The sequence below is a fragment of the Candidatus Ruthia magnifica str. Cm (Calyptogena magnifica) genome (assembly GCF_000015105.1).
GTDB lineage: Bacteria > Pseudomonadota > Gammaproteobacteria > PS1 > Pseudothioglobaceae > Ruthia > Ruthia magnifica.
This window is the reverse complement of sequence record NC_008610.1, coordinates 496,002-522,430: the sequence shown is the minus strand read 5'-3', so window position 1 is coordinate 522,430 and position 26,429 is coordinate 496,002. Positions and strand designations below refer to the sequence as shown.

Annotated in this window: 20 protein-coding genes and 1 other RNA gene; 14 read left to right on the top strand and 7 right to left on the bottom strand. The window is 34.6% G+C overall.

Annotation, left to right across the window (positions count from 1 at the left end):
* Nucleotides 1-32 precede the first annotated feature (32 nt).
* Together gltX and RMAG_RS02370 are read right to left on the bottom strand one after the other, a co-directional pair.
* The gene (gene gltX / locus RMAG_RS02375) at nucleotides 33-1,397 is read right to left on the bottom strand and encodes a glutamate--tRNA ligase (RefSeq protein WP_011737855.1); all 1,365 of its coding nucleotides are present in this window, start codon (nucleotides 1,395-1,397) and stop codon (nucleotides 33-35) included.
* Between the two features lie 5 nt (nucleotides 1,398-1,402).
* Entirely contained in the window at nucleotides 1,403-1,852 is a 450-nt protein-coding gene (locus RMAG_RS02370; protein ID WP_011737854.1) for a tetratricopeptide repeat protein, read from the bottom strand.
* A 79-nt stretch (nucleotides 1,853-1,931) separates the two neighbouring features.
* Here RMAG_RS02370 and RMAG_RS02365 point away from each other — a divergent pair, with 79 nt between their 5' ends.
* The 8 genes from RMAG_RS02365 to dnaX all read left to right on the top strand — a co-directional run bounded on the left by RMAG_RS02365 (nucleotide 1,932) and on the right by dnaX (nucleotide 9,516).
* Nucleotides 1,932-2,294, top strand: coding sequence for an Mth938-like domain-containing protein (locus RMAG_RS02365; protein WP_011737853.1), 363 nt, complete (start codon nucleotides 1,932-1,934; stop codon nucleotides 2,292-2,294).
* Complete coding sequence (rodA, locus tag RMAG_RS02360) at nucleotides 2,291-3,430, top strand: rod shape-determining protein RodA (RefSeq protein WP_011737852.1); 1,140 nt, start codon at nucleotides 2,291-2,293, stop codon at nucleotides 3,428-3,430. The genes RMAG_RS02365 and rodA overlap by 4 nt, the downstream gene beginning before the upstream one ends.
* A gap of 795 nt (nucleotides 3,431-4,225) precedes the next feature.
* Nucleotides 4,226-5,353 (top strand): D-alanyl-D-alanine carboxypeptidase family protein, encoded by a 1,128-nt coding sequence (locus RMAG_RS02355; RefSeq protein ID WP_011737851.1) that lies wholly within the window; start codon nucleotides 4,226-4,228, stop codon nucleotides 5,351-5,353.
* Nucleotides 5,353-6,186, top strand: coding sequence for an aminotransferase class IV (locus tag RMAG_RS02350; RefSeq protein WP_011737850.1), 834 nt, complete (start codon nucleotides 5,353-5,355; stop codon nucleotides 6,184-6,186). The genes RMAG_RS02355 and RMAG_RS02350 overlap by 1 nt, the downstream gene beginning before the upstream one ends.
* Nucleotides 6,179-7,123, top strand: coding sequence for an aminoglycoside phosphotransferase family protein (locus tag RMAG_RS02345; RefSeq protein WP_011737849.1), 945 nt, complete (start codon nucleotides 6,179-6,181; stop codon nucleotides 7,121-7,123). Before RMAG_RS02350 ends, RMAG_RS02345 begins: the two co-directional genes overlap by 8 nt.
* Entirely contained in the window at nucleotides 7,111-7,785 is a 675-nt protein-coding gene (murU, locus tag RMAG_RS02340) for an N-acetylmuramate alpha-1-phosphate uridylyltransferase MurU (RefSeq protein WP_011737848.1), read from the top strand. The genes RMAG_RS02345 and murU overlap by 13 nt, the downstream gene beginning before the upstream one ends.
* A gap of 13 nt (nucleotides 7,786-7,798) precedes the next feature.
* Nucleotides 7,799-7,893: signal recognition particle sRNA small type (gene ffs, locus RMAG_RS05460), an RNA gene on the top strand.
* Nucleotides 7,894-7,926: 33 nt separating this feature from the next.
* Entirely contained in the window at nucleotides 7,927-9,516 is a 1,590-nt protein-coding gene (dnaX, locus tag RMAG_RS02335) for a DNA polymerase III subunit gamma/tau (protein WP_011737847.1), read from the top strand.
* An 825-nt stretch (nucleotides 9,517-10,341) separates the two neighbouring features.
* Here dnaX and RMAG_RS06240 read toward each other — a convergent pair.
* On the bottom strand, nucleotides 10,342-10,431 hold the full coding sequence (locus RMAG_RS06240) for a GIY-YIG nuclease family protein (RefSeq protein WP_157834514.1): 90 nt from the start codon (nucleotides 10,429-10,431) through the stop codon (nucleotides 10,342-10,344).
* 75 nt (nucleotides 10,432-10,506) lie between these two features.
* On the opposite strand from RMAG_RS06240, the gene RMAG_RS02330 reads away from it, so the two are divergent.
* The 5 genes from RMAG_RS02330 (at nucleotide 10,507) to RMAG_RS02310 (ending at nucleotide 20,005) form a co-directional block, all read left to right on the top strand.
* Nucleotides 10,507-13,254 (top strand): valine--tRNA ligase, encoded by a 2,748-nt coding sequence (locus RMAG_RS02330; protein ID WP_011737846.1) that lies wholly within the window; start codon nucleotides 10,507-10,509, stop codon nucleotides 13,252-13,254.
* Nucleotides 13,251-13,901: a TIGR04211 family SH3 domain-containing protein gene (locus RMAG_RS02325; protein ID WP_011737845.1), complete on the top strand. Its 651-nt coding sequence runs from the start codon at nucleotides 13,251-13,253 to the stop codon at nucleotides 13,899-13,901. Before RMAG_RS02330 ends, RMAG_RS02325 begins: the two co-directional genes overlap by 4 nt.
* Nucleotides 13,901-15,361: an IMP dehydrogenase gene (gene guaB / locus RMAG_RS02320; protein WP_011737844.1), complete on the top strand. Its 1,461-nt coding sequence runs from the start codon at nucleotides 13,901-13,903 to the stop codon at nucleotides 15,359-15,361. The genes RMAG_RS02325 and guaB overlap by 1 nt, the downstream gene beginning before the upstream one ends.
* Nucleotides 15,362-17,132: 1,771 nt before the next feature.
* On the top strand, nucleotides 17,133-19,220 hold the full coding sequence (gene pnp / locus RMAG_RS02315; RefSeq protein ID WP_011737843.1) for a polyribonucleotide nucleotidyltransferase: 2,088 nt from the start codon (nucleotides 17,133-17,135) through the stop codon (nucleotides 19,218-19,220).
* Between the two features lie 461 nt (nucleotides 19,221-19,681).
* Nucleotides 19,682-20,005 (top strand): SlyX family protein, encoded by a 324-nt coding sequence (locus tag RMAG_RS02310; protein WP_011737842.1) that lies wholly within the window; start codon nucleotides 19,682-19,684, stop codon nucleotides 20,003-20,005.
* Between the two features lie 130 nt (nucleotides 20,006-20,135).
* Here the strand turns inward: RMAG_RS02310 and RMAG_RS06310 are convergent, their stop codons facing one another.
* The 3 genes from RMAG_RS06310 to RMAG_RS02300 all read right to left on the bottom strand — a co-directional run bounded on the left by RMAG_RS06310 (nucleotide 20,136) and on the right by RMAG_RS02300 (nucleotide 23,469).
* Entirely contained in the window at nucleotides 20,136-20,309 is a 174-nt protein-coding gene (locus tag RMAG_RS06310) for a HopJ type III effector protein (protein ID WP_148196286.1), read from the bottom strand.
* Nucleotides 20,310-20,334: 25 nt separating this feature from the next.
* A complete protein-coding gene (gene aceE / locus RMAG_RS02305; protein WP_011737841.1) occupies nucleotides 20,335-22,986 on the bottom strand; it encodes a pyruvate dehydrogenase (acetyl-transferring), homodimeric type in 2,652 nt (883 codons plus the stop codon).
* A 105-nt stretch (nucleotides 22,987-23,091) separates the two neighbouring features.
* Nucleotides 23,092-23,469, bottom strand: coding sequence for a SoxR reducing system RseC family protein (locus tag RMAG_RS02300; RefSeq protein ID WP_011737840.1), 378 nt, complete (start codon nucleotides 23,467-23,469; stop codon nucleotides 23,092-23,094).
* 58 nt (nucleotides 23,470-23,527) lie between these two features.
* Between RMAG_RS02300 and RMAG_RS02295 the strand changes: the two genes are divergently transcribed.
* Nucleotides 23,528-24,898, top strand: coding sequence for a phosphomannomutase/phosphoglucomutase (locus RMAG_RS02295; RefSeq protein WP_041194920.1), 1,371 nt, complete (start codon nucleotides 23,528-23,530; stop codon nucleotides 24,896-24,898).
* A 124-nt stretch (nucleotides 24,899-25,022) separates the two neighbouring features.
* Here RMAG_RS02295 and mgtE read toward each other — a convergent pair whose 3' ends face one another.
* Nucleotides 25,023-26,375 carry a magnesium transporter gene (gene mgtE / locus RMAG_RS02290; protein WP_011737838.1) on the bottom strand — a complete coding sequence of 451 codons (1,353 nt, stop codon included), beginning with the start codon at nucleotides 26,373-26,375 and terminating at the stop codon, nucleotides 25,023-25,025.
* Nucleotides 26,376-26,429: the final 54 nt, after the last annotated feature.

Genomic DNA, 26,429 nt, shown 5'->3' with positions numbered 1-26,429 from the left:
TGGGTATTTTTTACTATTGCTTATTCTATCTTTTAAGAATCAATCGCCATTTTTAAACGTGATAACGCTTTATTTTTACCAACCAGTTCAGCTACAATATCAATACTACCTGCATTGCCATTACCACTTAGTGCAAGCCTGAATGGTTGGCCTACTTTACCAAAACTAATGTTAAGCTCAAAACACACTTCTTTAACAGCTTGTTTAATGTTGTTGGCTTTCCAGATTCTTAGAGCTTCTAGTTTTGCAAATAAATGCTTGAGTGGTGTTTTATCTTTAAGGTATCTTTTGGCAAGTTTTTCATCAAAAGTATCGAAATCTTGATAAAACATTTTTACTTCACCTGCCATGTCAACCAAAGTTTTACATCTATTTTGCAAGTATTGAACAACCGCTTCAATATTAGGCGCATTTGTAATAGTAATTGCCTGGTTTTGCAGATGCCAAGTTAAATTATTAAGCAAATTTTCAACACTAGAATTTTTAATAATTTTTTGATTGAGCCATAAAAGCTTATCCTGATTAAAACTTGCAGGCGCCTTATTGATGCTCTTTAATTCAAATAATTTAACAATTTCATCCATAGAAAATATTTCTTGGTCTCCATACGACCAACCCAAACGAGCTAAATAATTAAGCAAAGCTTCAGGCAAAAATCCCGCATCTCGATAAGTCATGATACTTACAGCGTCATGACGTTTTGAAAGACGTGCACCATCACTGCTTAAAATCATGGGTAAATGAGCAAATTCTGGTAAATGCCAGCCTAATGCCTGATAAAGGTTAATTTGCTTGGGGGTGTTGTTAATATGGTCATCACCACGAATAACACAATCAATTTGCATATCATGGTCATCAACTACCACAGTTAAATTATAAGTTGGTGTGCCATCGCTGCGAACGATAATTAAATCATCCAATTCTTTATTATTGATTGAAATTTGCCCTTTAATCACATCATTAAAAATCACCAAACCATCTTCTGGATTGTTAAAACGTACAACACCATCATTTAGATTCTTATCTCGACAACAACCGTCATACCTGACTTTTTTACCTTGCTTGATTAAATCTTCATGTAAGATTTGTAGGCGCTCTTTAGAGCATTCACAATAATAGGCTTTTTTTTCATCTAATAGTTGCCGAACAACTTGCTTGTACCGATTAAAACGATCTGTTTGATAAAAAGGGCCTTCATCATAGTCAAGCCCAAGCCAATTCATACCTTGTAAAATTGCATCAACGGATGCTTGGTTTGAGCGCTCTAAATCTGTATCTTCAATACGTAATACAAATTTACCATGTTGCTTTTTGGCCCAAACCCAAGCAAAAAGTGCAGTTCTAGCACCGCCTATATGTAGGCAGCCTGTTGGGGATGGAGCAAATCTTGATTTCATTATTATTATGGACTTACTCTATCAGCTTTGTCAAACCAATATTTCGCTTTTTCTAAATCTTGTTTAACCTCTTTATCATCTTCAAACAACATGCCTAGTGCATACATCGGACCAGGAATGCCAAATTCAGCGCCTTTTTCAAACCACTCAATAGACTTTACAATATCTTTTTCTACGCCTTCGCCAGTCATATATGCTACACCTAGCATGTGATGAGCAAATGCATGCCCTTGACTTGCTGCTTGCAGGAAGTTTTCAAATCCTAAAGGCTGGTTTTCGACCATACCTAAACCATTCATTTGCATCATACCAACACGCCATAAAGCCTCAGTATTACCCTTTGTGGCAAGTGGGGCTAATAATTGATACGCCATGGTAAAATTCTTAGTATCAAATGCAGTAACGCCGCTGGATAAATCTGCATCGTATATGTCTGTATTGCTTAAATTTGACATCTGCCTCTCTAATATAGAAAGTAATTAATTTTACACTGTTATAATATGCTTTTACTCACCAAATAGTCACTGTAATATCATGGAATTTAACCAACAAGAAGCAAGTTATAACAGTATTGTTTCTATCGAAGAACGCTATGTTAAATTAGCACATGCACAGTTTAAAATTCCTTGTTTTATTTCTTCTCGTTATTATTGTGAAGTTGATATGGCTCATCTTGATGATATTGATAAAATTTCATTATTTCCCCTGTCTAATCAAGATGATATTGATTTACTAATTATCGGCACAGGTGCAACACATCAATTTTTACACCCAAAACAACAAGAGGCTATTCGGCAAATGGGTATTGGCACTGAAAGTATGAATAATAAATCAGCATGTCGAAGTTTTAACTTACTATTATCTGATACCAGATCTGTTGGTTTGTTATTGTTATGAAATTATTAAGTATTGCAAAAATACGCCATTATTGGCATTACTTTAAGATGGATACGCCTTTATTTTTATTGATTATAATACTCAGTGGATTTGGACTTGTTGTGCTTTATTCAGCCTCAGCGAGCTCTATACAAACTATTTATAAACAAGTGTTTCATTTTGTACTAGCAATTAGTGCGATGCTAGTAATTGCCCAAATACCACCCTACCAACTTAGGCGTCTTTCTCCTTACTTGATGTTGTTTGGTATCTTTTTACTGATTTTAGTCTTAGTTTTTGGCTCAAGCAGTGGTGGCGCTCAACGCTGGCTTAATTTGGGTTTTATACGTTTTCAGCCTTCTGAAATTATGAAAGTTATCGTCCCTATCGCCATTGCTTCAATTCTTAGTGAAAAAACCTTGCCGCCAAAACCACTACCTATTTTTTTATCCATTGTTGCCATTATTTTAATCGTAATACTCATTGCCAAACAGCCAGATTTGGGCACTTCGCTATTAATTGGCGCTTCTGGCTTTTACGTGTTGTTTTTTTCAGGCATCCATGTTCAAATTCTTAAAAATAATTGGTTGAATTTTGCACTAATTTCATCAATTATCACCTCAGGTGCTTATGTTACATGGAGCTATCTATTAATGGATTATCAAAAAAAACGCATCCTAACTTTGATTGACCCAAGTTCTAACCCGTTAGGTTCTGGCTATCATATCTTGCAATCAAAAATTGCGATTGGATCTGGCGGTCTGGTTGGCAAAGGTTTGGAGCAAGGCTCTCAATCTCAACTTAATTTCCTACCTGAGCATGCAACTGATTTTATCTTTGCTGTGATCGCTGAAGAATTGGGTTTTATAGGTGTTATATTCTTATTTATTTTGTACGGGCTAATTATCTATCGATTATTGGTAATTTCTTTCCAGTCAGAAGATAATTTTTCAAAACTATTAGGTGCGAGTTTAACTCTCATCTTCTTTACTTATATTTTTGTTAATATTGGCATGGTATCTGGGCTATTACCTGTAGTGGGTGTGCCATTACCACTGATTAGTTATGGCGGTTCATCACTCATCACTTTAATGTCTAGCTTTGGCATTGTCATGGCAATTCGCAAGCACAAAACACCAAGATATTTACAAAATTAATTTATTTTTCTAGCTTGATTGCTGCTAAAACTTTACCAGCGACTCATGATTTTATTAAAAAAATGGTTTTAACAAAGATGAATTACTCTTTATTTTTTTAAATAAAGAGCTAACACTTGTAGATAAAAATTTGTTTATTACTAAACAACGTATTAAAAATGACATCAACTTTTGACAAGGTAACTTAATAACGCTTAAACATACTGAAAAGTAAATACTGGGTTAATTGGCAAAAAATAAACCTAGGTATCATTTGTTCTTTGATTGCTAATACCTTAGCAGGTATTAGTGTCGGTCGATGTCATTACCCTATTAACTTAGAATAATGTATCTGCAAAAATTATTGTTACTATTTTTAATTGAGACCAATTACGGCAACAAAAAAGACACGTATTCAACTTTGGCAATTATAGAAAAAAAATTCTAGTTTATATCATGTGAAAACTTCATTCTATCTTTATTCATACAAAACTCTTATGGTGGCATGATGTGGGTGAATTTGCAAGACCTATTACGTTTCAATTAAAACACTGAAAATACACTAGATTAAGCGTCAACAAATCTAAAAAATATCCAAATATTGGCACAATAAAAGTTTGAATACTCATCAAGATATTAAAAATAAAATCAAATTAGCGTTTACCCACCATAAGATGAAATCAATGAAACTTGGTTCACTTTTTAGAATTTTTACGTGCTAACGCGTTATAATCATGATAATAGATGTACTGTGGTAATTTATCAACTATCAAATAAGTTCAGACAAGCATTAAACAACTAAACAACTAATACTTTATGCAATATCAATTAATCATCAAACCATTGGTCATCCTTATATCTTCTCTTGTCTTAAATACTCAAGCAGTAATCTTTATCACTCCAAAAGCACCGAAAATATCTACTGCTGCTTATAGTATTGTTGATTATAATTCCGGAAAAGTCATTGCAAGTAGCAAACAACATGACAAGCGTGCACCAGCAAGTCTAACCAAACTAATGACAGCCTATGTTGTTTTCCAATTTATTAACGATGGTCGTATCAGCTTAGAAGATGAAGTACGTATCAGTAAAAAGGCGTGGAAAACAGGTGGCTCAAAAAGTTTTGTAGAAGTGGGCAAAAGCATTAAACTTGAAACATTGCTTAAAGGCATGATTATTCAATCTGGTAACGATTCTGCTGTCGCCTTGGCTGAACATATTGCAGGAACTGAAAGTACGTTTACCACTTATATGAATGAATATGCACGTCAACTTGGTATGAATAATTCTTGGTTTGAGAATGCTTCTGGCTTGCCAAACGATAATCAATACACCACTGCCGCTGATATAACACTATTAGCAATAGCAACGATCAGAGACTTTCCAAAATTCTATCAGTGGTACTCACAAAAAGAATTCACTTACCACGGCATTAAACAACGTAATCGTAATAAACTACTATGGAGCGATCATACAGTGGATGGTCTAAAAACTGGATTTACTAAAAAAGCAGGTTATAACTTAGTAGCCAGTGCTAAACGCGCTGGTATGCGTTTGATTTCTGTTGTTTTAGGGTCTAGTAGCGTGAACGCTCGAACCTCTCAAACACAAAAAATTCTTGATTATGGCTTTCGTTTTTTCGAAACTCAAACCATTAAAGATATCAAAAAAGAAGTGCCTATTGCCAGTGCAACCAAAGATACACTAAAGGTAGGTACATCAAAGGTAGGCAGCTTTACTCTAGTACGTGGCCAGTTTAAACTTTCAGACCAAGTGATTCAACTTGATACAGCTTTGTCAGCACCTATCAAAAAAGGTGATATTGTTGGAAAATTACTCATCCAATTTAGAGGTAAAACCATAGTAAGTATTCCACTAATTGCGCTTGAAAATATACAACAAGCAAGCTTTTTCTCTCGTATGCTTGGAGCTATTGGGTTTTAGTGATATTTTTAAACAACGAATTTATTGAAAAAAACCAAGCACATATTTCTGTGATGGATAGAGGTTTTTTGTTTGGCGATGGTGTTTATGAGATCATTCCTGTTTATAACAACAAAATATTTCACCTTAATGCACATCTATTACGCTTACAAGCAAGCCTTGATTCAGTCAAAATCAAAAACCCATATAATCTAAAAGAATGGTACAATATTCTGAGTAAACTTCTTGGCTTTTACGATAACAAAGAGCAATCAATTTATTTACAAATAAGTCGTGGTGTAAGTGATAAACGTAAATACAGTTTTAATGATTTAACACCAACAGTTTATATCGAATCTAATCCTTTACTAACCAAAACCAAGCAAGCACTTAAAGCAGGATTTTCAGCCATCACCCAGCCAGATATTCGCTGGCATCGATGTGATATTAAATCCACTTCTCTTTTAGCCAATGTCATGTATTTACAACAAGCAAAAGAAAAAAACGTTGAAGAAATTATTCTTTATCGAGACAATCAAGTGACTGAAGGTGCGACTTCTAATGTATTTATAATCAAAAATAACACGCTATTTACCCATCCGACTAGTGCTCACATCCTATCTGGCATTACTCGCGATTTAGTACTAAAAAGTGCAAGAGCATGTCATATTCCTATTAAAGAAACCTCATTTTCAATGAATGAGCTAAACATTGCAGACGAGCTATGGATTTCTAGCTCTACGCGTGAAATTATGCCCATTACCAAAGTTGATGGTAAGTTAATCAACCGTGGCAATATTGGTAATATCTGGAACTGTATTTATGATTACTACCAAAGTTTAAAAAATGTATGATGAACACCCTGATAAACTAGACATTTGGCTTAAAAATTTCTTTGGTCATCAAAATTTTGAATTCACACATGCAAGTGACGACGCTAGTTTTCGTCGTTATTTTAGAGTTCAGTATCAGCAAGAAACTTTTATTGCCATGGATGCACTTTCCTTAAAGGAAAATATTGGATCTTTTATCAAAATTGCTAAACTGCTTAACCGGCATAATATTCACGCACCAAAAATAATCAGCGTAGATTTAAAACAAGGTTTTTTACTATTAGAGGATTTGGGATCAACCACATTTTTACAAGCTTTAAATGGAAATTTTAATCTTGATTTATATAAAATAGCCATTAATGAACTCATCAAAATACAAACTATTAATACCAAAAACCTAGCACTTAAAAAATACGACAAACAACTGCTTAACGCTGAAATGCAACTACTAATAGACTGGTACTTACCAAAAATACTATCCAGTGCTCATCTTCAAAATTTGCAAAATATTTTTCGGTTATTGTCTGATAATGCACTCAATTCAGAACAAGTGTTTGTACATCGTGATTATCATTGTCGCAACTTAATGGCGCTAAAAGATAATGATTTGGGTGTGATTGATTTTCAAGATGCACTAATTGGTTCAAATACTTATGATTTATGTTCACTGCTTAAAGATGCTTACTTTGAATTGCAACCCTTTGAATTGCAAGCGCTTTTACAATACTACTATAACCAAGCTAATATTGATATTGAATTTCTTCAATTTGAAAAACAGTTTGAATTGATGGGATTGCAACGTCATTTGAAAATATTGGGTATCTTTAAACGTCTATCAATTAGAGACAACAAACACCAATACTTAAATGACCTACCATTGGTTAAAAAGTACGTACAACAAATAGCCAATAAATACCCAGAACTTGCAGTACTTAAAGAACTTTTATGTTTGGTATGATTCTAGCAGCAGGTCGAGGAAAACGCATGATGCCGCTGACTAAAAACATACCAAAACCTTTAATTAAGGTTCGTGATTTAACACTCATTGAACATTCAATTAACGCCTTAAAAAATTCTGGTATTACCAAAATAGTCATTAATATTTCACATTTAGGCGAACAAATTAAGTCTTATCTTGGTAATGGCTCAAAATTTGGTGTCAACATTCACTATAGTGACGAATCAAAAGGCGCGTTAGAAACTGCAGGTGGTATTATAAAAGCATTGCCTTTGTTAGGCATCAATCCTTTTGTTGTTATTAACAGCGATGTACTTTGTGATTATGATTTGTCAACTCTAACACTCCCAATAAACTCACTAGCTCACCTTGTACTAATTGACAATCCTAAGCACAATCCAGCAGGTGATTTTTCATTAAACAACACTCAATTAATCTTAGCAAACACAAAAACCTATACTTTTTCTGGTATTGGTATTTACCATCCCACTCTATTCAAGTTTTATTTATTTGAGAAAAAATTAGCACTTTCAAAGGTGTTAAAAGTAGCCATCGCTAAAAATCAAATTAGTGCAGAACACTATACTGGATACTGGCAAGATATAGGTACACCAAAACGTTTAGAATTAGCCAACAAATTAGTCAGACTAAATGTAAAATAACTTTTGATGGTATCAAAGGTATGCCGACAATGAATGGTTATGAAACCCGCCAGATCTGGAAAGAAGCAACGGTAATAACTTTTTTTGTGTTGGATTATATTTTTGGTGCTATCACTTTTAATATAATCAATCCTATTTTTTATGAGTGAGCACTATCAAGTTCTAGCTAGGAAGTATCGTCCGCATTCTTTTGTTAAATTGGTAGGTCAAACACACACCAAAAAAACCCTAATCAATGCACTTGATGCTAATAATTTGCATCACGGTTTTTTATTCACAGGTACACGTGGTGTTGGCAAAACCACGATTGCTAGAATTCTTGCCAAATCTATTAATTGTGAACAAGGTATTAGCTCAAAGCCTTGTGACAAATGCGCTACTTGTGTTGAAATTGACAAAGGTCAATCTATTGATTTAATTGAACTTGATGCTGCCTCACATACAGGGGTGGATAACATGCGTGATATTTTAGAAAATGCACAATATATGCCAAGCAAAAATCGCTATAAGATTTATCTTATTGATGAAGTGCATATGCTTTCCAAAAACAGCTTTAACGCGCTTTTAAAAACCCTTGAAGAGCCGCCAGAACACGTTAAATTCTTATTAGTAACCACAGATCCACAAAAACTACCCGTAACCGTTTTATCACGTTGCTTGCAATTCACATTACAACAACTGACTCATGATGAAATTCTAGAACAGTTAAAATTTATCATGAATGCTGAAGTACTAAGCTATGAAGAATCAGCTCTTGGTCAAATTGCTGATTTTGGTAATGGTTCAATGCGCGATGCACTGAGTTTACTTGATCAATCAATTTCTTATGGTAAAGGTACGGTAACTAACGCTGACATTAAAGCCATGCTGGGCTTGGTGCATCATGATGATATTATTAAATTAACAACACATTTATTTAGCCAAGATGCCAAAGCTGTAATTGATTTTATTAAAGACTTATCTCGCCGTGGTGAAAACCTTAGCAATGCACTTAAAGATTTAAGCTCGTTATTTCACAAAATATCTATTTCACAAATTGTTAATACTGAAAGCAACAAGACCATCCAAAATCTTAGCACACAAATATCAAACTTTGATTTACAAATTTTTTATCAAATGTCAATCAACGGCTCTAAAGATATGGCACTAGCCCCTAGTGAACAAATTGGATTTGAGATGACACTACTTAGAATGTTAGCATTTCGTAGTGACACTCAACCTAACACAGAAAAAAAAATGATAGAAATTAAGTCTGAAGTTAAAATATCAGCGCCAATTGAGGAAAAATTACAACCAAAAGTAGAAGAAAAACCAGGCATTACAAAACCCACTATACTTGACATTAACAATCAGCAACAATGGGAAACACTTATCCAGACACTGGAGTTTAAAAACGGTGCGCAAATATTGGTAAAAAATACACTGTTTGACAATACTAATAATGCAACGTTAACACTAACTCTAGATAATCAATTTGCTAATTTACTAAGTGATCAAGTACAAAAAAGCATGTTAACAACACTTAGACAAAAAAATTCAACATTAAATTTAGTGATTAATCTTGGCAAGCCCAATGCTCAAACATTGGCACAAAAACAAACTCAAGCGCATAATGAAAAAATGGCAAAAATACAAACACAATTTTTGAATGATAAAGGCGTGCAAAAATTAGAAAAAATATTCGATACAAAAATTAACATCAACTCAATCAAGAAGATTAATCATGTTTAAAGGTGGAATAGCCGGGACAATGAAAAGCCCAGAAAGTGCACAAGACAATATGAAAAAAGCATAAGCAGAAATCAAAAATCTATTCGCCACTGAAAAGCCACCTCAGTTCTGTTGAAATCATCCTAAACGGTGAATACATAATGATTGATATTAAAATCCTTAATGAAATAATGGATGATAATTTGATTGACAAGAATTATATTAATTTATCATTATTAAAACTTTCAAATAATGTTAAAGCATCATGAAAATATTCTAGAGTTTAACTCTTAAACATGATCGTTCTGTATTTCACTTTTTAATAGATGAAAAAACCGAAAATCTCATATTGAAAAACTAACCAAGTTAAAAAAGATGATTATTCCTTACTATCTATATTATCACCCAATAGTTCCAAGTTTTATTTAAAGCTTAATTTTGTGCAATATGATATAAAAAAAATTATGCAATTATTAGATGACAACTTTAAATTAATAAGAATCATCTCTGAAATTCACTCTCACCCAAATGGAAATACGTAAGATTTTAATTATTTTTTGTTTCACACACTGCTAATCTAAAAAAATTAAAAATTCTTCTGTGAATTTAATGATGATATCTTTTGGCCTAGTTTAAATAATCTCATCGATAAAAACTTTTATGGATTATGAGCGTATGATGACTAACTCATAAATTAATAACAACTTTAAAATGACTTCTATAATCTTCACAGAAAATTTGTAAGTCATTTTTTTAATTTCGTACCAACTTATTAAGTATCTGGCTTTTATTACTCACTTTTTCTTGACAAACCAACTCACACACCTGTGTACTTCGCATCATCTTTTATTCGCCATTATGTTGTCTGATACGTTTGCTAATATCATTACTAGTACCACAATAAAGCGGGTTGTTGACATAATGAAGTAAATACACAAACCAAGCTTTATTAACCAATTTAATTTTGATGATATAATATAATCAAGTGGTTTAATCTATCTTACTCTTTTAATGAAAAAAACTTACAATCCAGAACAAATTGAAGCAAAATTTCGTTCACTTTGGGAAGATAAAAACTTATTCTCGTCTGATTCAAATACCACCAGCAAAAATGCTTACTGTATTATGCTACCACCCCCAAATGTTACAGGTTCGCTACACATGGGTCATGCTTTCCAGCATACGATTATGGACATATTAACGCGCTATCATCGTGTAAATGGCGATCAAACCCTCTGGCAACCAGGTATAGACCATGCAGGTATTGCCACACAAATGGTGGTTGAGCGCCAATTAACAATGCAAGACATGACTCGTCATGAGGTTGGTCGGGATAAGTTTATTGATAAGATTTGGGATTGGAAGGCAAAATATGGTGGTACAATCACTTCACAAATGCGCAGACTTGGTTCGTCAGTTGATTGGAAAAAAGAGCGATTTACCATGGATGATGACTTGTCTAATGCTGTTAAAAAAGTATTCATACAACTTTTTGAAGAGGGACTGATTTATCGCGGCAAGCGCTTGGTTAATTGGGACCCAATATTACACACTGCTATATCTGACCTTGAAGTCATTAGCACCGAAGAACAAGGATCACTTTGGCATATGCGTTACCCTGTTACCAATACTGGAAAGGTGATAGTTGTTGCAACCACACGCCCTGAAACCATGCTGGGTGATGGTGCCGTTGCTGTTCATCCTGATGATAAGCGGTATACACATCTGATTGGCAAAACCATTGACTTGCCCTTAACTAATCGAAAAATCCCAATCATTAAAGACGATTATGTCGATATGGAATTTGGTACAGGATGCGTTAAAATCACCCCTGCTCATGACTTTAACGATTTTGAGATGGGACTACGCCATCATTTAGAGGTTATTAACATCTTAACTGATGATGCTAAAATTAACAACGTAGTTTATAGTTCTTACATAGGTATGGATAGATTTGAGGCTCGTAAGCAAATCATTCAAGATTTAGATAATCAAAATTTACTAGAGAAAATCGAGCCACATAAATCAATAATACCGCGTGGTGATAGAACAAATGCAGTCATTGAGCCTTATTTAACCAACCAATGGTTTGTTAAAATAAAGCCATTGGCCCAGCCTGCCATTGATGCGGTTAAAAATGGAGATATTCGTTTTATTCCTGAAAACTGGAACAAAACTTATTTTAACTGGATGGACAACATTCAAGATTGGTGCATTTCTCGCCAAATTTGGTGGGGACATCGTATTCCTGCGTGGTATGACGACAAAGGCAATATCTTTGTTGCAGACTCACTTGAACAAGCGCAAAAACAAGCAGGAGAAGGTGTAATACTCATTCAAGATGAAGATGTGCTTGATACTTGGTTCTCTTCAGCTCTATGGCCATTTTCAACACTAGGCTGGCCTAAAAAAACGTCTGATTTGTCACGTTTTTATCCAACCGATGTGTTGGTCACTGGCTTTGATATTATCTTTTTTTGGGTTGCTCGCATGATTATGTTTGGACTTAAATTTACAGGTAAGATACCTTTTAAAGACATTTATATCACCGGCTTAATTAAAGACGGACAAGGGCAAAAAATGTCTAAATTCAACGGCAATGTGCTCGACCCAATTGATTTAATTGATGGTATTACCTTGAGAGATTTACTTAAAAAACGCACGCAAGGGTTAATGCAACCCAAAATGGTAGAAAAAACCAAAAAACAAACCAAAAAAGAGTTTTCTGATGGCATTCCCGCCTTTGGTACTGACGCGCTACGCTTTACTTTTGCTGCCTTAGCTTCTTTTGGTCGTGATATTAAATTTAATTTAAAGCGAGTTGAGGGCTATCGCAATTTTTGCAACAAACTTTGGAATGCTTCACGTTTCGTATTGATGAAACTTGAAGGTGAAACCATTGATATTAATGCACAATTATCAACCGCTGATAAGTGGATTTTATCTCGTTTACAAAATACCAAAGCCAACGTTGAAAAGCACTTAAATGATTATCGCCTTGATTTAATGAGCCAAACTTTATATGAGTTTGTTTGGCACGACTATTGCAATTGGTATCTTGAATTGTCTAAGCCGTTATTACAAGATGATACGACTAAAGCAGGCACACGAGCCACTTTAATCAAAGTACTAAGAGAAATAGTAACTTTGTTACACCCTATCATTCCATTTATCACTGAGGAAATTTTTGAGCAATGTAATATCATTGCAAACCATGATAACATCAGTTTAATGACTCAATCTTATCCGAAAGTAATTAATAATTTAATATCTGTCAAAGCCGAGGTAGAGATTAAATGGCTACAAACTTTTATTTTAGGTATTCGTCAAATTCGTGGTGAAATGAATATTCCACCTTTAAAGCCACTACCTTGTTTTGTGCAAAACTTTAATACTACAGATAAGCAATATCTAGCAAATAATATAAACATCCTAAACTCACTAGTAAAAATGGAAAGTATTGACAAGCTAACCATCACAGAGCAAGCACCAGAATCAGCCACCGCCTTGGTTGGTGGTATGAAAATTTTTATTCCATTGGCTGGCTTGATAAACAAAAACCAAGAAATTGCACGCCTTAATAAAGAAATTGACAAATTAGAAAAACAAAAAAGTCAATTTGAGGGTAAATTAAACAATGGAAATTTTATAAAAGGTGCACCTAAAACAATCATTAATATAGAAAAAAAAAGACTAGCTATAACACTGTCTACTATTAATGATTTCAACAATCAACTTAAAAAAATATCCAACTTATGAATTTAATTAAACATTTATTATTAACACTCATACTACTCTGTACGCTTGCTAATGCCAGGTCATTTGTCTACATCACTGACCAAGTAGACATTCCAATGCGCGAAGATAAAACATTTGGTGGTAACATATTGCGTTCTTTATCTTCTGGCTCAAAACTTTCCATCCTACAAGCCACTGAAGACGGCTGGAGTCAAGTTAAGTATGAGAATTCAACAGGTTGGGTTATTTCAAGATATCTATCTAACAATCCACCAGCAAGAGTACAATTAGAAAAACTTAGACAAAGACACAATGCCAACCAATTACTAACCACCAAACAAAGCAAAAGAAACACGGAACTTGAAAAACAAATTAAAACACTAAAAAATAAAAATATCAAACTTTCTATGCAAATTAGCAAATCTCAAGCTGAAAAGCAACACATTGAGCAAATTTATAAAGACGCATTAAAACTTGAATATTCTAACGAAAAGCTTACCACGAAAGTATTACAATTAAAAGCTGAGATTCAATTGTTAGAAAGCAACAGTACCGCCACGCAAGATTCTAGTTCTCGTAATTGGTTCATTGTAGGTAGCTTGGTATTATTTTTTGGCATAATGATAGGTTTCATTTTTCCAAACTTTGTTAATCGTAGGAGATATTAATGAATTTACTAAAAACCGCATACACATTTGATGACGTATTGTTAGCCCCCGCACATTCAAAAACTATGCCAAAAGAAGTAGGCCTAACAACACAATTAACTAAAAATATCACTCTTAATATACCCATTCTTTCAGCAGCAATGGACACCGTCACCGAGTCCAAACTAGCTATTACCATTGCCCAAGAAGGTGGTATTGGTATTATTCATAAAAATATGTCAGTGGCAGAGCAGGCCAATGAAGTACGTCGCGTCAAACGTTTTGAATCAGGCATTATCAGAGAGCCAATCACTATCTCACCAAAAAAAACCATTTCTGATGTCTTAAAAATGCAGCAACAGCATAATATTTCTGCTTTACCTGTGCTTGAGGGTAATATTATTGTCGGCTTAGTGACAAGTAGAGATGTAAGGTTCGAAACCCGTTTGGGTGAATTGGTTGAAAACGTCATGACCCCACAAAACAAATTAATTACCGTTCAAGAAGGAACAGGCATGAGCGAAGTAAGGTCGTTATTACAAAAATACCGCATTGAGCGCGTTGTCATAACAGATCATGCCTTTAACCTTAAAGGCATGATTAATGTCAGCGATATTCAAAAATCAACAGATTTTCCTAATGCTTGTAAAGACTCAGAAGAGCGTTTACGCGTAGGTGCTGCTGTTGGTGTTACTATTGGTACAAGCGAGCGTATTGATGCACTTGTTGAAGCGGGTGTGGACGTTATTGTTATTGACACTGCGCATGGACACTCTCAAGGTGTTCTTGATAGAGTTGTAAAAACCAAAAGAAAACACCCAAACTTGTCTATTATTGCCGGTAATATCGCCACAGGTGCAGCAGCACTAGATTTAGTAAAAGTGGGTGCAGACTGTGTAAAAGTTGGTATTGGTCCAGGTAGTATTTGTACCACTCGCATTGTTGCTGGTGTAGGTGTGCCACAAATCAGCGCCATTTCAGAAGTAGCAGATGCACTCAAAGGTACGGGTATACCAATTATTGCCGATGGTGGTATTCGCTATTCTGGCGACATTGCCAAAGCGTTCGCTGCTGGCGCATACTGCGTTATGTTAGGCTCAATGCTAGCGGGCACTGAAGAATCTCCAGGCGAAATTGAACTTTACCAGGGACGTTCTTACAAATCCTATCGCGGCATGGGCTCACTAGGCGCAATGAACCAAGCACATGGCTCATCTGATCGCTATTTCCAATCAGATTTTAAAGCTGACAAATTAGTACCGGAAGGTGTTGAAGGACGCGTTCCATTTAAAGGCTCTATGCGCTCTATCATTCATCAGATGGTTGGCGGCGTTAGATCTTCTATGGGCTATACTGGTTGTGATACATTAGAAAAAATGCGCACAAATGCACAATTTGTACAGGTCACCTCAGCAGGCATGGTTGAATCCCATGTTCACGATGTCTCCATTACAAAAGAAGCACCAAATTATCATCAATAATCATTAGGCTTTCTTTTATCTGTGGATATGCATGTTTCCACCATTCATTATGCGGAAAAATTTATATTACGCTTACTTGATAGACAAACAGAACGTTTACAACTAAGTAACTAAGTATATTAGATCCACCTCCTATATACGTAGACTTTAATACCTTCAATACACAAACCTCATCGTATTTTATTGGTCACTGGATCTACTCTGGAAAAACAATTATGCTGTATACAGCGTTGACGGAATTAAATAACACTGAACTTAATAACCACTACTGAAGACTCGAAGTATAAATACCACATAGTTAGTGCAATTACACGCCTGCGAGATATGGGTGTGGAGTCCAGCTTTTACTTTCTCCTAGTTTCCTAGGCGTATACTAACATAACGCTTGATTCAGGCCTTGTGTTAGAAACACAAACAAGCACACAACTGGCACAAAAGAACAACAAAAATTAAACATTAGTAAATTCGGTGTTATTTATCAAGCAGTGGGTTGCATGAGTTGTTAACCATTAACGAAAAAATAAAAATACTCATTCACAACCAAGTCAAAAGCTCAAATTCTAAATACTGCTGGTAATCATTCAACTTTGCTTGAGTGGTGATACTAGCCTTGATGAGTCCATTAGAGCTGTGTCAATATGAATATTTTTGAATACAAAAAGCCAGTGATGTTAATGGTAAACAAAGTACAGGCTTTATTGAAAGCGACACTAAAAATCTACCTACCAACAATTACAAAGCCAACAAGCTCACTATTTTGCAGTTAGACAAAGTAAATGCAAAATTTTGGTTTTGACCTAGATTAAGCATTGCTTATGAACATTATCACTCGTCAACTTGCATCATTATTACAATCGGTAATGCCCATTGACGAAGTATTAAAAAATCATTAGACAATAATAAAAGCTTTACTCTGATAGTGAAAAGTGGTGTGTGATATGACAAACACGCTTAAATGGAAAATAACGCCATATCAATGAATGTTGATATGGTATTTATCATAAATGGTTTTACCCTTAATTGAAGTTTTAGTCACTCTGGAATATTGAACTTATTAAATCACAATACACTTGCTATTGTCATGCAAGTAGTTATTACAGTGACTACTATTGCGCTATTTTTTATAAACGCTCTTCTTGTAATACTCATTTATTTATTCTCTTCAAAAAATACCAATATCAATTAAATTTATTCATTAAAAACAATAGCAACTTTAAATCATTAACAATCAACTTTCATTAACATAAACATTAGGCTCTCAAACCAATTTCCAAACAAGTACACTTCTTAACTACACTAATAACAAATTCATTTCTAACAGTCAATAACGCATTTTATTAAAAATGCCACCACTTTCGTTTTGTATGCTTAATTAACAGTACAGGCACAATATTAATTGAACACACCCAAGAGCCAAAACACTTTCCTACCAATAATACCGAAAAATAGCAACATAATCAGTATAATTGTCTTTTTCTTTCATTCACCCTCTTCACCCTGCTTAAAGAGAAAATTTAGGGTCTGATTATATAAAAAATAATTTAAAAACAATCAAAAGCACTAGCAAACAGTCCAATATTAAATTTGGCCATATTTTGTCGTGGGTATAATGACCTCGTTTTATGGTTTAATTTGAGTTTAAGTTTTATCTAAAAATGTGTTCACTATAGGCAAAGAAAAATTTGCTTATTTCAGTACTTAGAATATATTTCAAATAAAGCTTATTAGGTTCAAACCATAAACTTATTTTTAACTTTTATTTGGAGGTTTCATGGGTATTAACACAAAAAGCTTTGTCATGGGCAAGCACACAATTACATTAGAAACAGGTCGTATTGCCAGGCAAGCACATGGTGCAGTATTAGTAAGCATGGATGACACGCAAGTATTGGTAACAGTTGTTGGTTCTAAAAAAATGCATCCTGGGCAAGATTTTTTTCCGTTATCTGTTGATTATATTGAAAAAACTTACGCAGCTGGCAAAATTCCTGGCGGTTTCTTAAAACGTGAAGCAAGACCTAGCGAGAAAGAAACACTAACTTCTAGACTGATTGACCGTCCCATTCGCCCCCTGTTTCCAAACGGTTTCATGAACGAAGTACAAGTACTTATTACAGTTATTTCTGCAAACTCAGAGGTTGATCCAGATATTATTTCAATGTTAGGTGTATCTGCCGCGCTAAGCATTTCTGGCATTCCGTTTAACGGGCCAATTGGTAGTGCTCGTGTTGGTTATTCTAATGGAAAATACACCCTTAACCCAACTTATACTGAACTGGTTGATTCAGATTTAGATATGGTGGTTGCAGGCACTGATAAGGCGATATTAATGGTTGAATCAGAAGCGAGCGAGCTTTCTGAAAAGATTATACTAGATGCGATTATATACGCACATGAACAATACCAAGTTGCCATTACCAATATTGCTGAGTTTGTCACACAAGTTGGTGTACAAAAATGGGATTGGGAAGCACCTGCTACTAACGAAGTCTTGTTAAGCAATATCAAATCACAATTTGGTAAGCAGATTAACGAAGCCTACAAAATTAAAGAAAAACTTAACCGTCATGTCAAAGTCGGTGAAATAAAAACAGCTGCAATTGAAGCGTTAGTAAATGAAGATAAAAATGGAAATTCTATTGATGAAGTCAGCAAATACTTTAATAAAGTTGAGAAATCAACTGTACGTGAGCGTATCTTAAATAACGATCCACGTATCGATGGTCGTGATAATGAAACCGTTCGCGAGTTAAAAATAGAAACAGGCGTTTTAGAAAATACACATGGTTCTGCTTTGTTTACTCGTGGTGAAACGCAAGCTTTAGTGGTAACCACACTAGGTTCTAAACGTGAAGCTCAGTTAATTGAAAAATTAGAATCTTCTGAACGTCAAAATGATTACTTTTTATTGCATTACAACTTCCCACCATACTGCGTGGGTGAAATTGGTCGTGTAGGCACCACCAAACGTCGTGAAATTGGCCATGGTCGTTTAGTGCGCCGTGGTATTGCTGCTTGTTTACCTTCAATTGAAGAATTTCCATATACAGTTCGTGTGGTATCAGAAATTACTGAATCTAATGGTTCTAGCTCTATGGCCAGTATTTGTGGTGCGTCATTATCATTAATGGATGCAGGCGTTCCAATCAAAGCACCAGTTGCTGGTATTGCTATGGGTTTGGTTAAAGAAGGTGATAGATTTACCATATTGACTGACATTTTAGGCGATGAGGATCACTTAGGTGATATGGACTTTAAAGTAGCTGGTACATCACGTGGTATAAATGCATTACAAATGGACATTAAAATCCAAGGCATCACTCGTGAAATTATGGAGATTGCTTTAAAACAAGCCAAAGAAGCAAGATTGAATATTTTAGGGCAAATGAATCAAGTCATTTGCGAACCTAACACGTCAAACAAAAATACACCTAAAACTGCCGTTATTAAAATTCAAACTGATAAAATCCGTGATTTAATTGGCAAAGGCGGAGAAACCATTAAAGGTATCATTTCAACTTCTAGTGCTAGTGTTGATGTGGATGATAATGGTAATGTTAATATTTTTTCCAATGACCAAAAATCTTTTGACACAGCCATGCAAATGGTAAAAGATGTGACTACCACACCTAAGATAGGTAAAGTTTACACTGGCAAGGTTGTTAAAATTGTTGATTTTGGTGCTTTTATTAATATTAAACCTAATCAAGATGGCTTGTTACATATCTCTGAAATTGCCCATGAACGCGTTGATAAAGTAGAAAATCACCTTAAAGAAGGTGATGAAATTGACGTTAAAGTCTTAAGTTTAGACAGAGGCCGTATTAAATTATCTCGTAAAGTATTATTAGAAAAGTAACTTAAAAACTAATTAGTTTTGTATTAAACCACCCAATGGGTGGTTTAATATGGTTAGCTTATTATCATACAAATAATTTCAGTCTTTTTATTAGTGATTGTCATCTGGTATTATTTACCTCAAGAGTAAGAGTTTTAGTAAAATAATTGGCTTTGCTTAGACTTGTATTCATTATTAAACACCTCAAACCTACTCATTCCAGGAGTACTAAATGACTAAAACCATGGCTTTTCAAGCATTTATCTCGGTAAAACAAATATATTAATGTGTACATATCAGCACTTGAAACAAACAACTAACGCACTCATAATAAATACACCTTTATTTATAATCAGTTGACTCTTAACTGGAAACAATATCCAAAGCTAACTTCTCTATTATTTATAGCACTGTAATCACTTATTACGCCTGGATTTGCGTTATTACTTAGCTCAACACTTAATCATAAAACCTTAACTAATGTGCAATTAAGCGGTATTATTCTTGTATTGATTGGTTTTGGTGTTTATGAATATAGCGGGAAAGTGCTGTGGATAAAAAATAATAGAATTAGAAAAAAACTAGTTCACTTTGAACATGCTATTGAGACGTTAAACAATGTGGCATTTCGTCAAACTAAAAAAATTGATGAATTGGAAGAAATACTTAAACATTTATCCATAAAAATTAGACAATCTAACAATACTCAAGAGAGTCGTCATAAACAACCAAACAACCAGACGCCGCATTTGACAACTTACCAATTATTTGAACAATGGTTGCTACCTATTTACGATTCAACATAGAAACATCAAAAGTCAATCTATCCCAGCCATAAGTAATAAAGTTACAAATATTACTATGTAAGTTACTATACGTAGTCCTAAATACTTCTTGGTGTTGACCAAAACAATGTGGTGTTTCTAGTACTATTAATTAGTAGCAAAGTAATTTAGCGTTGTCTTGATTCTCATCTACTGTATTTTCTAATTCATCATTGGTAAATACAGTTAGTGTGTAATCATAATCATCATTAATTAGCATTATTAGATCTTTAAATTTCATAATTACACCTAATTTTCTTAAGTTCACTTCACTTATTTGAATCATGTTTTTTCCTATCTTAATTTAAAACTTATACCGTCATTGGATTGGGCTTATTGATATTGAGCTTATATTTTTCAATCGCTTTTGCGACAATTGAGATTTCAATTTCACCTTCATCTACAAGTGATTTTAATGTTGCTATCGTTACATATCTAGCATCAACCTCAAAGAATTCTCTAAGTGCGGCTCTTGAATCAGAGCGTCCAAAACCATCTGTACCTAATACTTCATATCGATTAGGTACATACTTACGCACTTGCTCAGCAAAATTACGCATGTAATCAGTTGCTACAATGACTGGGCCTTTGGCATTTTCTAAACATTTTGTAATATAAGGCACTTGTGCAATACTGGTTGTATTAAAACGATTCACTCTATCAATAGCTTGTGCTTCACGTGTTAATTCGTTAAAACTTGTCACCGACCAAATACTGGATTTCACATTCCAATCATCAGCTAACATCTGTGCGGCTTTTTCCACTTCTCTTAAAATGGTTCCAGAGCCCATTAACTGTACTTGTGTAGTACTCTTACCAATGACACTTAGTTTATACATGCCTTTAATAATACCTTCTTCAGTATTTTTTGGCATTTCTGGGTGTGTGTATAATTCATTCATTGTGGTGATGTAATAAAAAATATTTTCATGTTTTTCATACATTCTATAAAGTCCAGAACGAATAATGACCGTTAATTCGTAGCTATAAGTTGGGTCATAAGAAACACAATTTGGAATTGTATTTGCCACCAATTGAGAATCACCATCTTGATGCTGCAAACCTTCACCATTAAGCGTTGTACGCCCTGCTATACCACCAATTAAAAAGCCTTTAGCTTGCATGTCCCCTGCTGCCCAAGCCAAATCTCCAACACGTTGAAAACCAAATTTTGAGTAATAAATATAAAACGGAATCATGGTGGTGTTATGTGTTGCATAAGCTGTAGCTGCAGCAATCCAATTAGAAATTGCACCAGCTTCATTAATACCTTCCTGCAAAACTTGACCTTTTTTATCCTCCTTGTACCACATAACCTTGTCTGAATCTTCAGGCTGATAAAGTTGTCCAGAAGCAGAATAAATACCCAATTGTCTAAACAAGCCTTCCATACCAAAAGTACGCGCTTCATCAGGAATGATCGGTACAATCTTAGGACCTAATTGCTTATCTCGAACTAGTAACGTCATCACTCGATTAAGTGCCATTGTAGTTGACATTTTACGATTGTTACTGGATTTGAGTAGTGTTTCAAACACACTCAATTCAGGTATTTTTATTTGTTCTAAGTCAAATGCACGTACTGGTAATGAGCCGCCCAGTTTTTCACGTCTAGCTCGCATATAAACCATTTCTTCACTATCAGGTGCTGGCTTGTAAAAATTTAAAGCTTTAACATCTTCTTCAGTAACTGGCACATCAAAACGTTTGGCAAAAATTTCAACTTGTTTAAGTCCTAATTTTTTCTGAGAGTGTGTCGTATTTTGACCTTCTCCTGCTTCACCCATGCCATAACCTTTAACAGTTTTAGCTAAAATAACTGTTGGCTTATCATGACATGCTTTAGCTGCATGATAAGCTTGGAATACCTTATAAGGATCATGACCACCACGATTAAGATGATAAATTTCATCATCACTCATGTGCTCAACCATGGCTAATAATTCAGGATACTTACCAAAAAAATGCTTACGTACATAGGCACCATCTTTGGCTTTGTAAGCCTGATATTCACCATCCACAACTTCTTCCATGCGTTTTTTTAAAAGCCCTTGAGTATCTTTAGCAAATAATGCATCCCACTTGCCACCCCAAATAACCTTAATCACATTCCAACCTGCACCACGAAACATACCCTCCAACTCTTGAATGATTTTACCATTACCACGCACAGGCCCATCAAGACGCTGAAGATTACAATTAATAACAAAAATAAGATTATCTAACTTTTCACGGCCTGCCATTGAAATAGCGCCTAATGATTCTGGCTCATCAGTTTCTCCATCGCCTAAATATGCCCAAACAGTGCGCTTGTTAGTTTGTTTAATTTCACGATGATGAAGATATTTCATAAACCGCGCTTGATAAATTGCCATAATTGGCCCTAAACCCATTGACACTGTTGGAAACTGCCAAAAATCTGGCATTAGCCATGGGTGTGGATAAGAAGATAATCCCTCCTTTCCAACCTCTTGACGGAACTTCAACATTTGTGCTTCAGTCAAGCGACCTTCTAAATAAGCACGAGAATAAATACCTGGTGAAATATGCCCTTGAAAGAAAATCAAATCTGCACCTTGCTCAGCGTCAGGACCACGATAAAAATGGTTAAAACCAACTTCGTACAAAGTTGCACTTGATGCAAATGAAGCAATATGTCCACCTAAATCATATGGTAATTGATTAGCCTTCACAACCATTACCATTGCATTCCAACGGATAATGGCTGAAATTCTCTCTTCAATGTCTGCATTAATGTCTGTTGCTACTTCTTTTTCTTTGGAAATACTGTTGAGATAGGAGGTATTAACACCCGTTGGTAAATCCATACCTTCATGATGTGCCATGTCCATTAATTGATTTAATAAAAACTTAGCACGATCATCGCCTTCAACACGAGCAACAGATTTAAAAGCTTCTAACCATTCTTGGGTTTCTAAAGGATCGATGTCTTGACCTGGCATAATTTAAGAATTTATATTATATAAATGGTTTAATTATCCATAAATTAACGAAACATAAGCATTTTTATAGAAAAGAAAATAACCATTTAAATTAAATAAAAGTTTCTACTTGAAAAACCATCGACAACTAAATAACATTACAATAAGGCCAATACCTGAAAATAAAATATGCCAGAACTCTTGTTGAGGAAAAAACGCCATACCAATAGCAGCGCCTAAAAATAAGGTCAATATCGGAGCAATATAAAGCATAAATGCACGCAAAAATAATTCACTTGAGGAAATTTCTAATGTTACAAAATCACCCACTGATACACCATTTTGGTATGGCTTGTTAAAAACAGAATACTGATTAAAATAATTAGCCAATATACCTGTACCACAGCCACTACTCGCTTCACAACTATGACAACCACCTGTTTGATTAACTTTAAGTGTCATTATTTCATTATCAATCTCAATAACTTCGAACTGTTCTTTCACTTAATTAACCTTTATGTTTAAAATAAGTCTTTTACTTTTACGTTATTCTATCAAAAAAATGAGTATTTCGCAGTCAATATTTAAAGCTTACGATATTCGTGGTATTGTTAAGCAAGATTTATCCCCTAAAAATGTCAACCTCATCGGTTTAGCAATTGGTAGTGAATCTATTGCCAAAGGTGAGCGTAATGTTGTTGTTGGTCGTGATGGTCGTCTAAGTGGCGTAGATTTAATGCAAGCTTTAAAAGTTGGTCTTCAAGAAAGTGGTTGTCATATTGTGGATATTGGCATGGTACCAACGCCTTTGGTATATTTTGCAACGTATACTAAAATCAGTACTTCAGGTGTGATGATTACAGGCTCACACAATTCTCCAGAATATAATGGCTTTAAAATCATAATTGCAGGCGAGACACTTTCTAGTGAACGTATTCAAGCGCTTTATCAGCGTATTCAGATTAGTAATTTTTCCTCAGGTCACGGCACTTCAATTAAGATGGACATTGAACAAGATTATATTGAGCGTATCACACGTGATGTTAAATTAGATAGGTCACTTAGTATTATTGTTGATGCAGGCAATGGTATTGCAGGAAATATTGCACCAAAACTATTTGAGCAGCTAGGCGCTAAAGTAACAAAATTATTTTGCTTAGTTGATGGCAATTTCCCTAACCATCACCCTGACCCCTCTAAGCTTCATAATCTTGAAGATATTATCAAAAAAGTTAAAAGCACAGGTGCAGATATGGGTTTTGCCTTTGATGGCGATGGCGACCGACTAGGTCTAATTGACAACAAAGGTAACGTAATTTGGGCTGATAGACAAATGATGCTATATTCAAGAGACATTCTCAAACGCAATCAAGGCGCTAAAATTGTCTTTGATGTTAAATGCTCATCACTACTACCAAAAGACATTGTTCAACATGGTGGCAAAGCAATTATGTCACGCACAGGGCATAGTTTCATTAAAGCTAAATTAAAAGAAATTAACGCAGCACTTGGCGGCGAAATGAGTGGGCATATATTTTTTAAAGAGCGCTGGTATGGGTTTGATGATGCTTTATATACAGGATCACGCCTACTAGAAATCTTATCAAAAACTGAAAAAACTTGTACCGAAGTATTTGCCGAATTACCCGATAATATCAATACACCAGAGATTAACATTCACTTTGACGAACAAGGTCAACAATTTGATGCAATGAATAAATTGGCTAAAAATATTGATTTCCCAAACGCAAAAATCACTACCATTGATGGTGTACGCATAGATTATAAAAATAGCTGGGGGCTAGTCCGCCCTTCTAACACCACGCCATGTTTGGTGTTGCGCTTTGAAGCAGATGATGAAAAAATCTTAAAAAAAATTCAAGAAAAATTCAAAGCATGGTTAAAGAATAATGATATTCTTATTGACTTTTAAAAAACACTTTACAAAATACGAGAAGTATCAACATAGTATCACTTCATGAGAACAAAAAAATTTAAACTTTGATTAAAAGACAGTTATATTTCCATTTAAAACCTTTAATGAATACATATCAATCCTAAATAACCAACGCTGCCAATCCTAAAAAAGCCACAAAACCAATCACATCAGTAATTGTCGTCAAAATAACACCACCAGCAAGTGCGGGGTCAATTTTGAATTTAATTAATAATAGGGGTAAAAATGCGCCTGAAAAAGCAGCAAAAATTAAATTAACAATAACCGCCAATGCAATCACTAAACTTAACATCAAATCTGCAAACCAAACATAAGTTGCCACACTAATAACCAAAGACCAGACAATACCATTAAAAAAGCCGATTGCCACTTCTTTATTCATTAATACTTTAAGATTAGATGTTGTTACTCTGCCCATTGCAATACCACGTGTTACCAAAATAAGTGTTTGAGTACCAGCAATACCACCCATTGAAGCTACGACTGGCATCAAAATTGCTAGTGCAATTTTTGCTTGTAAAGTGGCTTCAAAAAGACCAATAAAAAATACAGCAATAAAGACTGTAATCAAATTAACACCAAGCCAGATACTACGACGCTTAGTGCTTTGCATAACAGGTGCAAATACATCTTCCTCTTCATTCAAGCCTGCCATTGACATCACTGAATGTTCAGCTTCATCACGAATAACATCAACCACATCATCAATAGTAATACGACCAATTAGTTGATTATTTTCATCAACTACAGGGGCGGATATTAAATTTCGTTTTTCAAAAAGGCTAGCAACTTCATTATCATTAGTAGTGGCTAAAATGGGTCTTAAATTCTTATTAATAAGTGAGTCAATATTTTGCTCAGCCTCGTTGGTTAACAAAGTAGAAATATAAATAGAGCCCAAATATTGATAAGTTCTATCAACCACAAACACCTGATCAGTATCAATTGGCATTTCTTTTAACAAGCGCAAGTAACGAATAACTGTGCGCACTGTCACATCACTACGAACAGTAATAATATCAATATTCATCAAACCGCCAGCAGAATTCTCAGGATAATACAGGACTTGTTTTAAATGGTTTTTATGTTTATAATCCAACCTTAATAACAAATTGTGTAATGCAGATTCAGGCAATACAGGAACAATATCAGCCAAATCATCCATATCTAAGCCTTCTGTGGCTTTTACAATACCGTCAACATTCATTTCACTTAACAATTTAGATTGGACATTTTCATTTAAATATTTAAGAATATCACCTTGGGTTTCAGAGTCAATATTCAACCAAAGTTGAGTTCTACCTTTAGGTGGTACACTTTCTAATAGACGAGCAATTTCAGCTGGATATAAAGCTGCAAGTTGGGAAGTGGCTTCTTCATACTCCAAGTCCTCTAAAGATGTCATTAATCTTCGAAGGCAATTTTTAAAAGAAGTGTTTTCAACTTCTGACATGGGCGTTATTCTTATCTGTTGAGCAATATGAATATTTCAATATTTCTTAGATTG

What these genes read in the sequence shown, in the direction of transcription:
- guaB (WP_011737844.1), top strand. Translation starts at nt 13,901, where the DNA reads ATGAATTTACTAAAAACCGCATACACATTTGATGACGTATTGTTAGCC.
- RMAG_RS02325 (WP_011737845.1), top strand. Translation starts at nt 13,251, where the DNA reads ATGAATTTAATTAAACATTTATTATTAACACTCATACTACTCTGTACG.
- RMAG_RS06310 (WP_148196286.1), bottom strand. Translation starts at nt 20,309, where the DNA reads ATGATTCAAATAAGTGAAGTGAACTTAAGAAAATTAGGTGTAATTATG.
- RMAG_RS02295 (WP_041194920.1), top strand. Translation starts at nt 23,528, where the DNA reads ATGAGTATTTCGCAGTCAATATTTAAAGCTTACGATATTCGTGGTATT.
- rodA (WP_011737852.1), top strand. Translation starts at nt 2,291, where the DNA reads ATGAAATTATTAAGTATTGCAAAAATACGCCATTATTGGCATTACTTT.
- murU (WP_011737848.1), top strand. Translation starts at nt 7,111, where the DNA reads ATGTTTGGTATGATTCTAGCAGCAGGTCGAGGAAAACGCATGATGCCG.
- RMAG_RS02370 (WP_011737854.1), bottom strand. Translation starts at nt 1,852, where the DNA reads ATGTCAAATTTAAGCAATACAGACATATACGATGCAGATTTATCCAGC.
- RMAG_RS02365 (WP_011737853.1), top strand. Translation starts at nt 1,932, where the DNA reads ATGGAATTTAACCAACAAGAAGCAAGTTATAACAGTATTGTTTCTATC.
- dnaX (WP_011737847.1), top strand. Translation starts at nt 7,927, where the DNA reads ATGAGTGAGCACTATCAAGTTCTAGCTAGGAAGTATCGTCCGCATTCT.
- aceE (WP_011737841.1), bottom strand. Translation starts at nt 22,986, where the DNA reads ATGCCAGGTCAAGACATCGATCCTTTAGAAACCCAAGAATGGTTAGAA.
- pnp (WP_011737843.1), top strand. Translation starts at nt 17,133, where the DNA reads ATGGGTATTAACACAAAAAGCTTTGTCATGGGCAAGCACACAATTACA.
- RMAG_RS02355 (WP_011737851.1), top strand. Translation starts at nt 4,226, where the DNA reads ATGCAATATCAATTAATCATCAAACCATTGGTCATCCTTATATCTTCT.
- RMAG_RS02330 (WP_011737846.1), top strand. Translation starts at nt 10,507, where the DNA reads ATGAAAAAAACTTACAATCCAGAACAAATTGAAGCAAAATTTCGTTCA.
- mgtE (WP_011737838.1), bottom strand. Translation starts at nt 26,375, where the DNA reads ATGTCAGAAGTTGAAAACACTTCTTTTAAAAATTGCCTTCGAAGATTA.
- gltX (WP_011737855.1), bottom strand. Translation starts at nt 1,397, where the DNA reads ATGAAATCAAGATTTGCTCCATCCCCAACAGGCTGCCTACATATAGGC.
- RMAG_RS02345 (WP_011737849.1), top strand. Translation starts at nt 6,179, where the DNA reads ATGTATGATGAACACCCTGATAAACTAGACATTTGGCTTAAAAATTTC.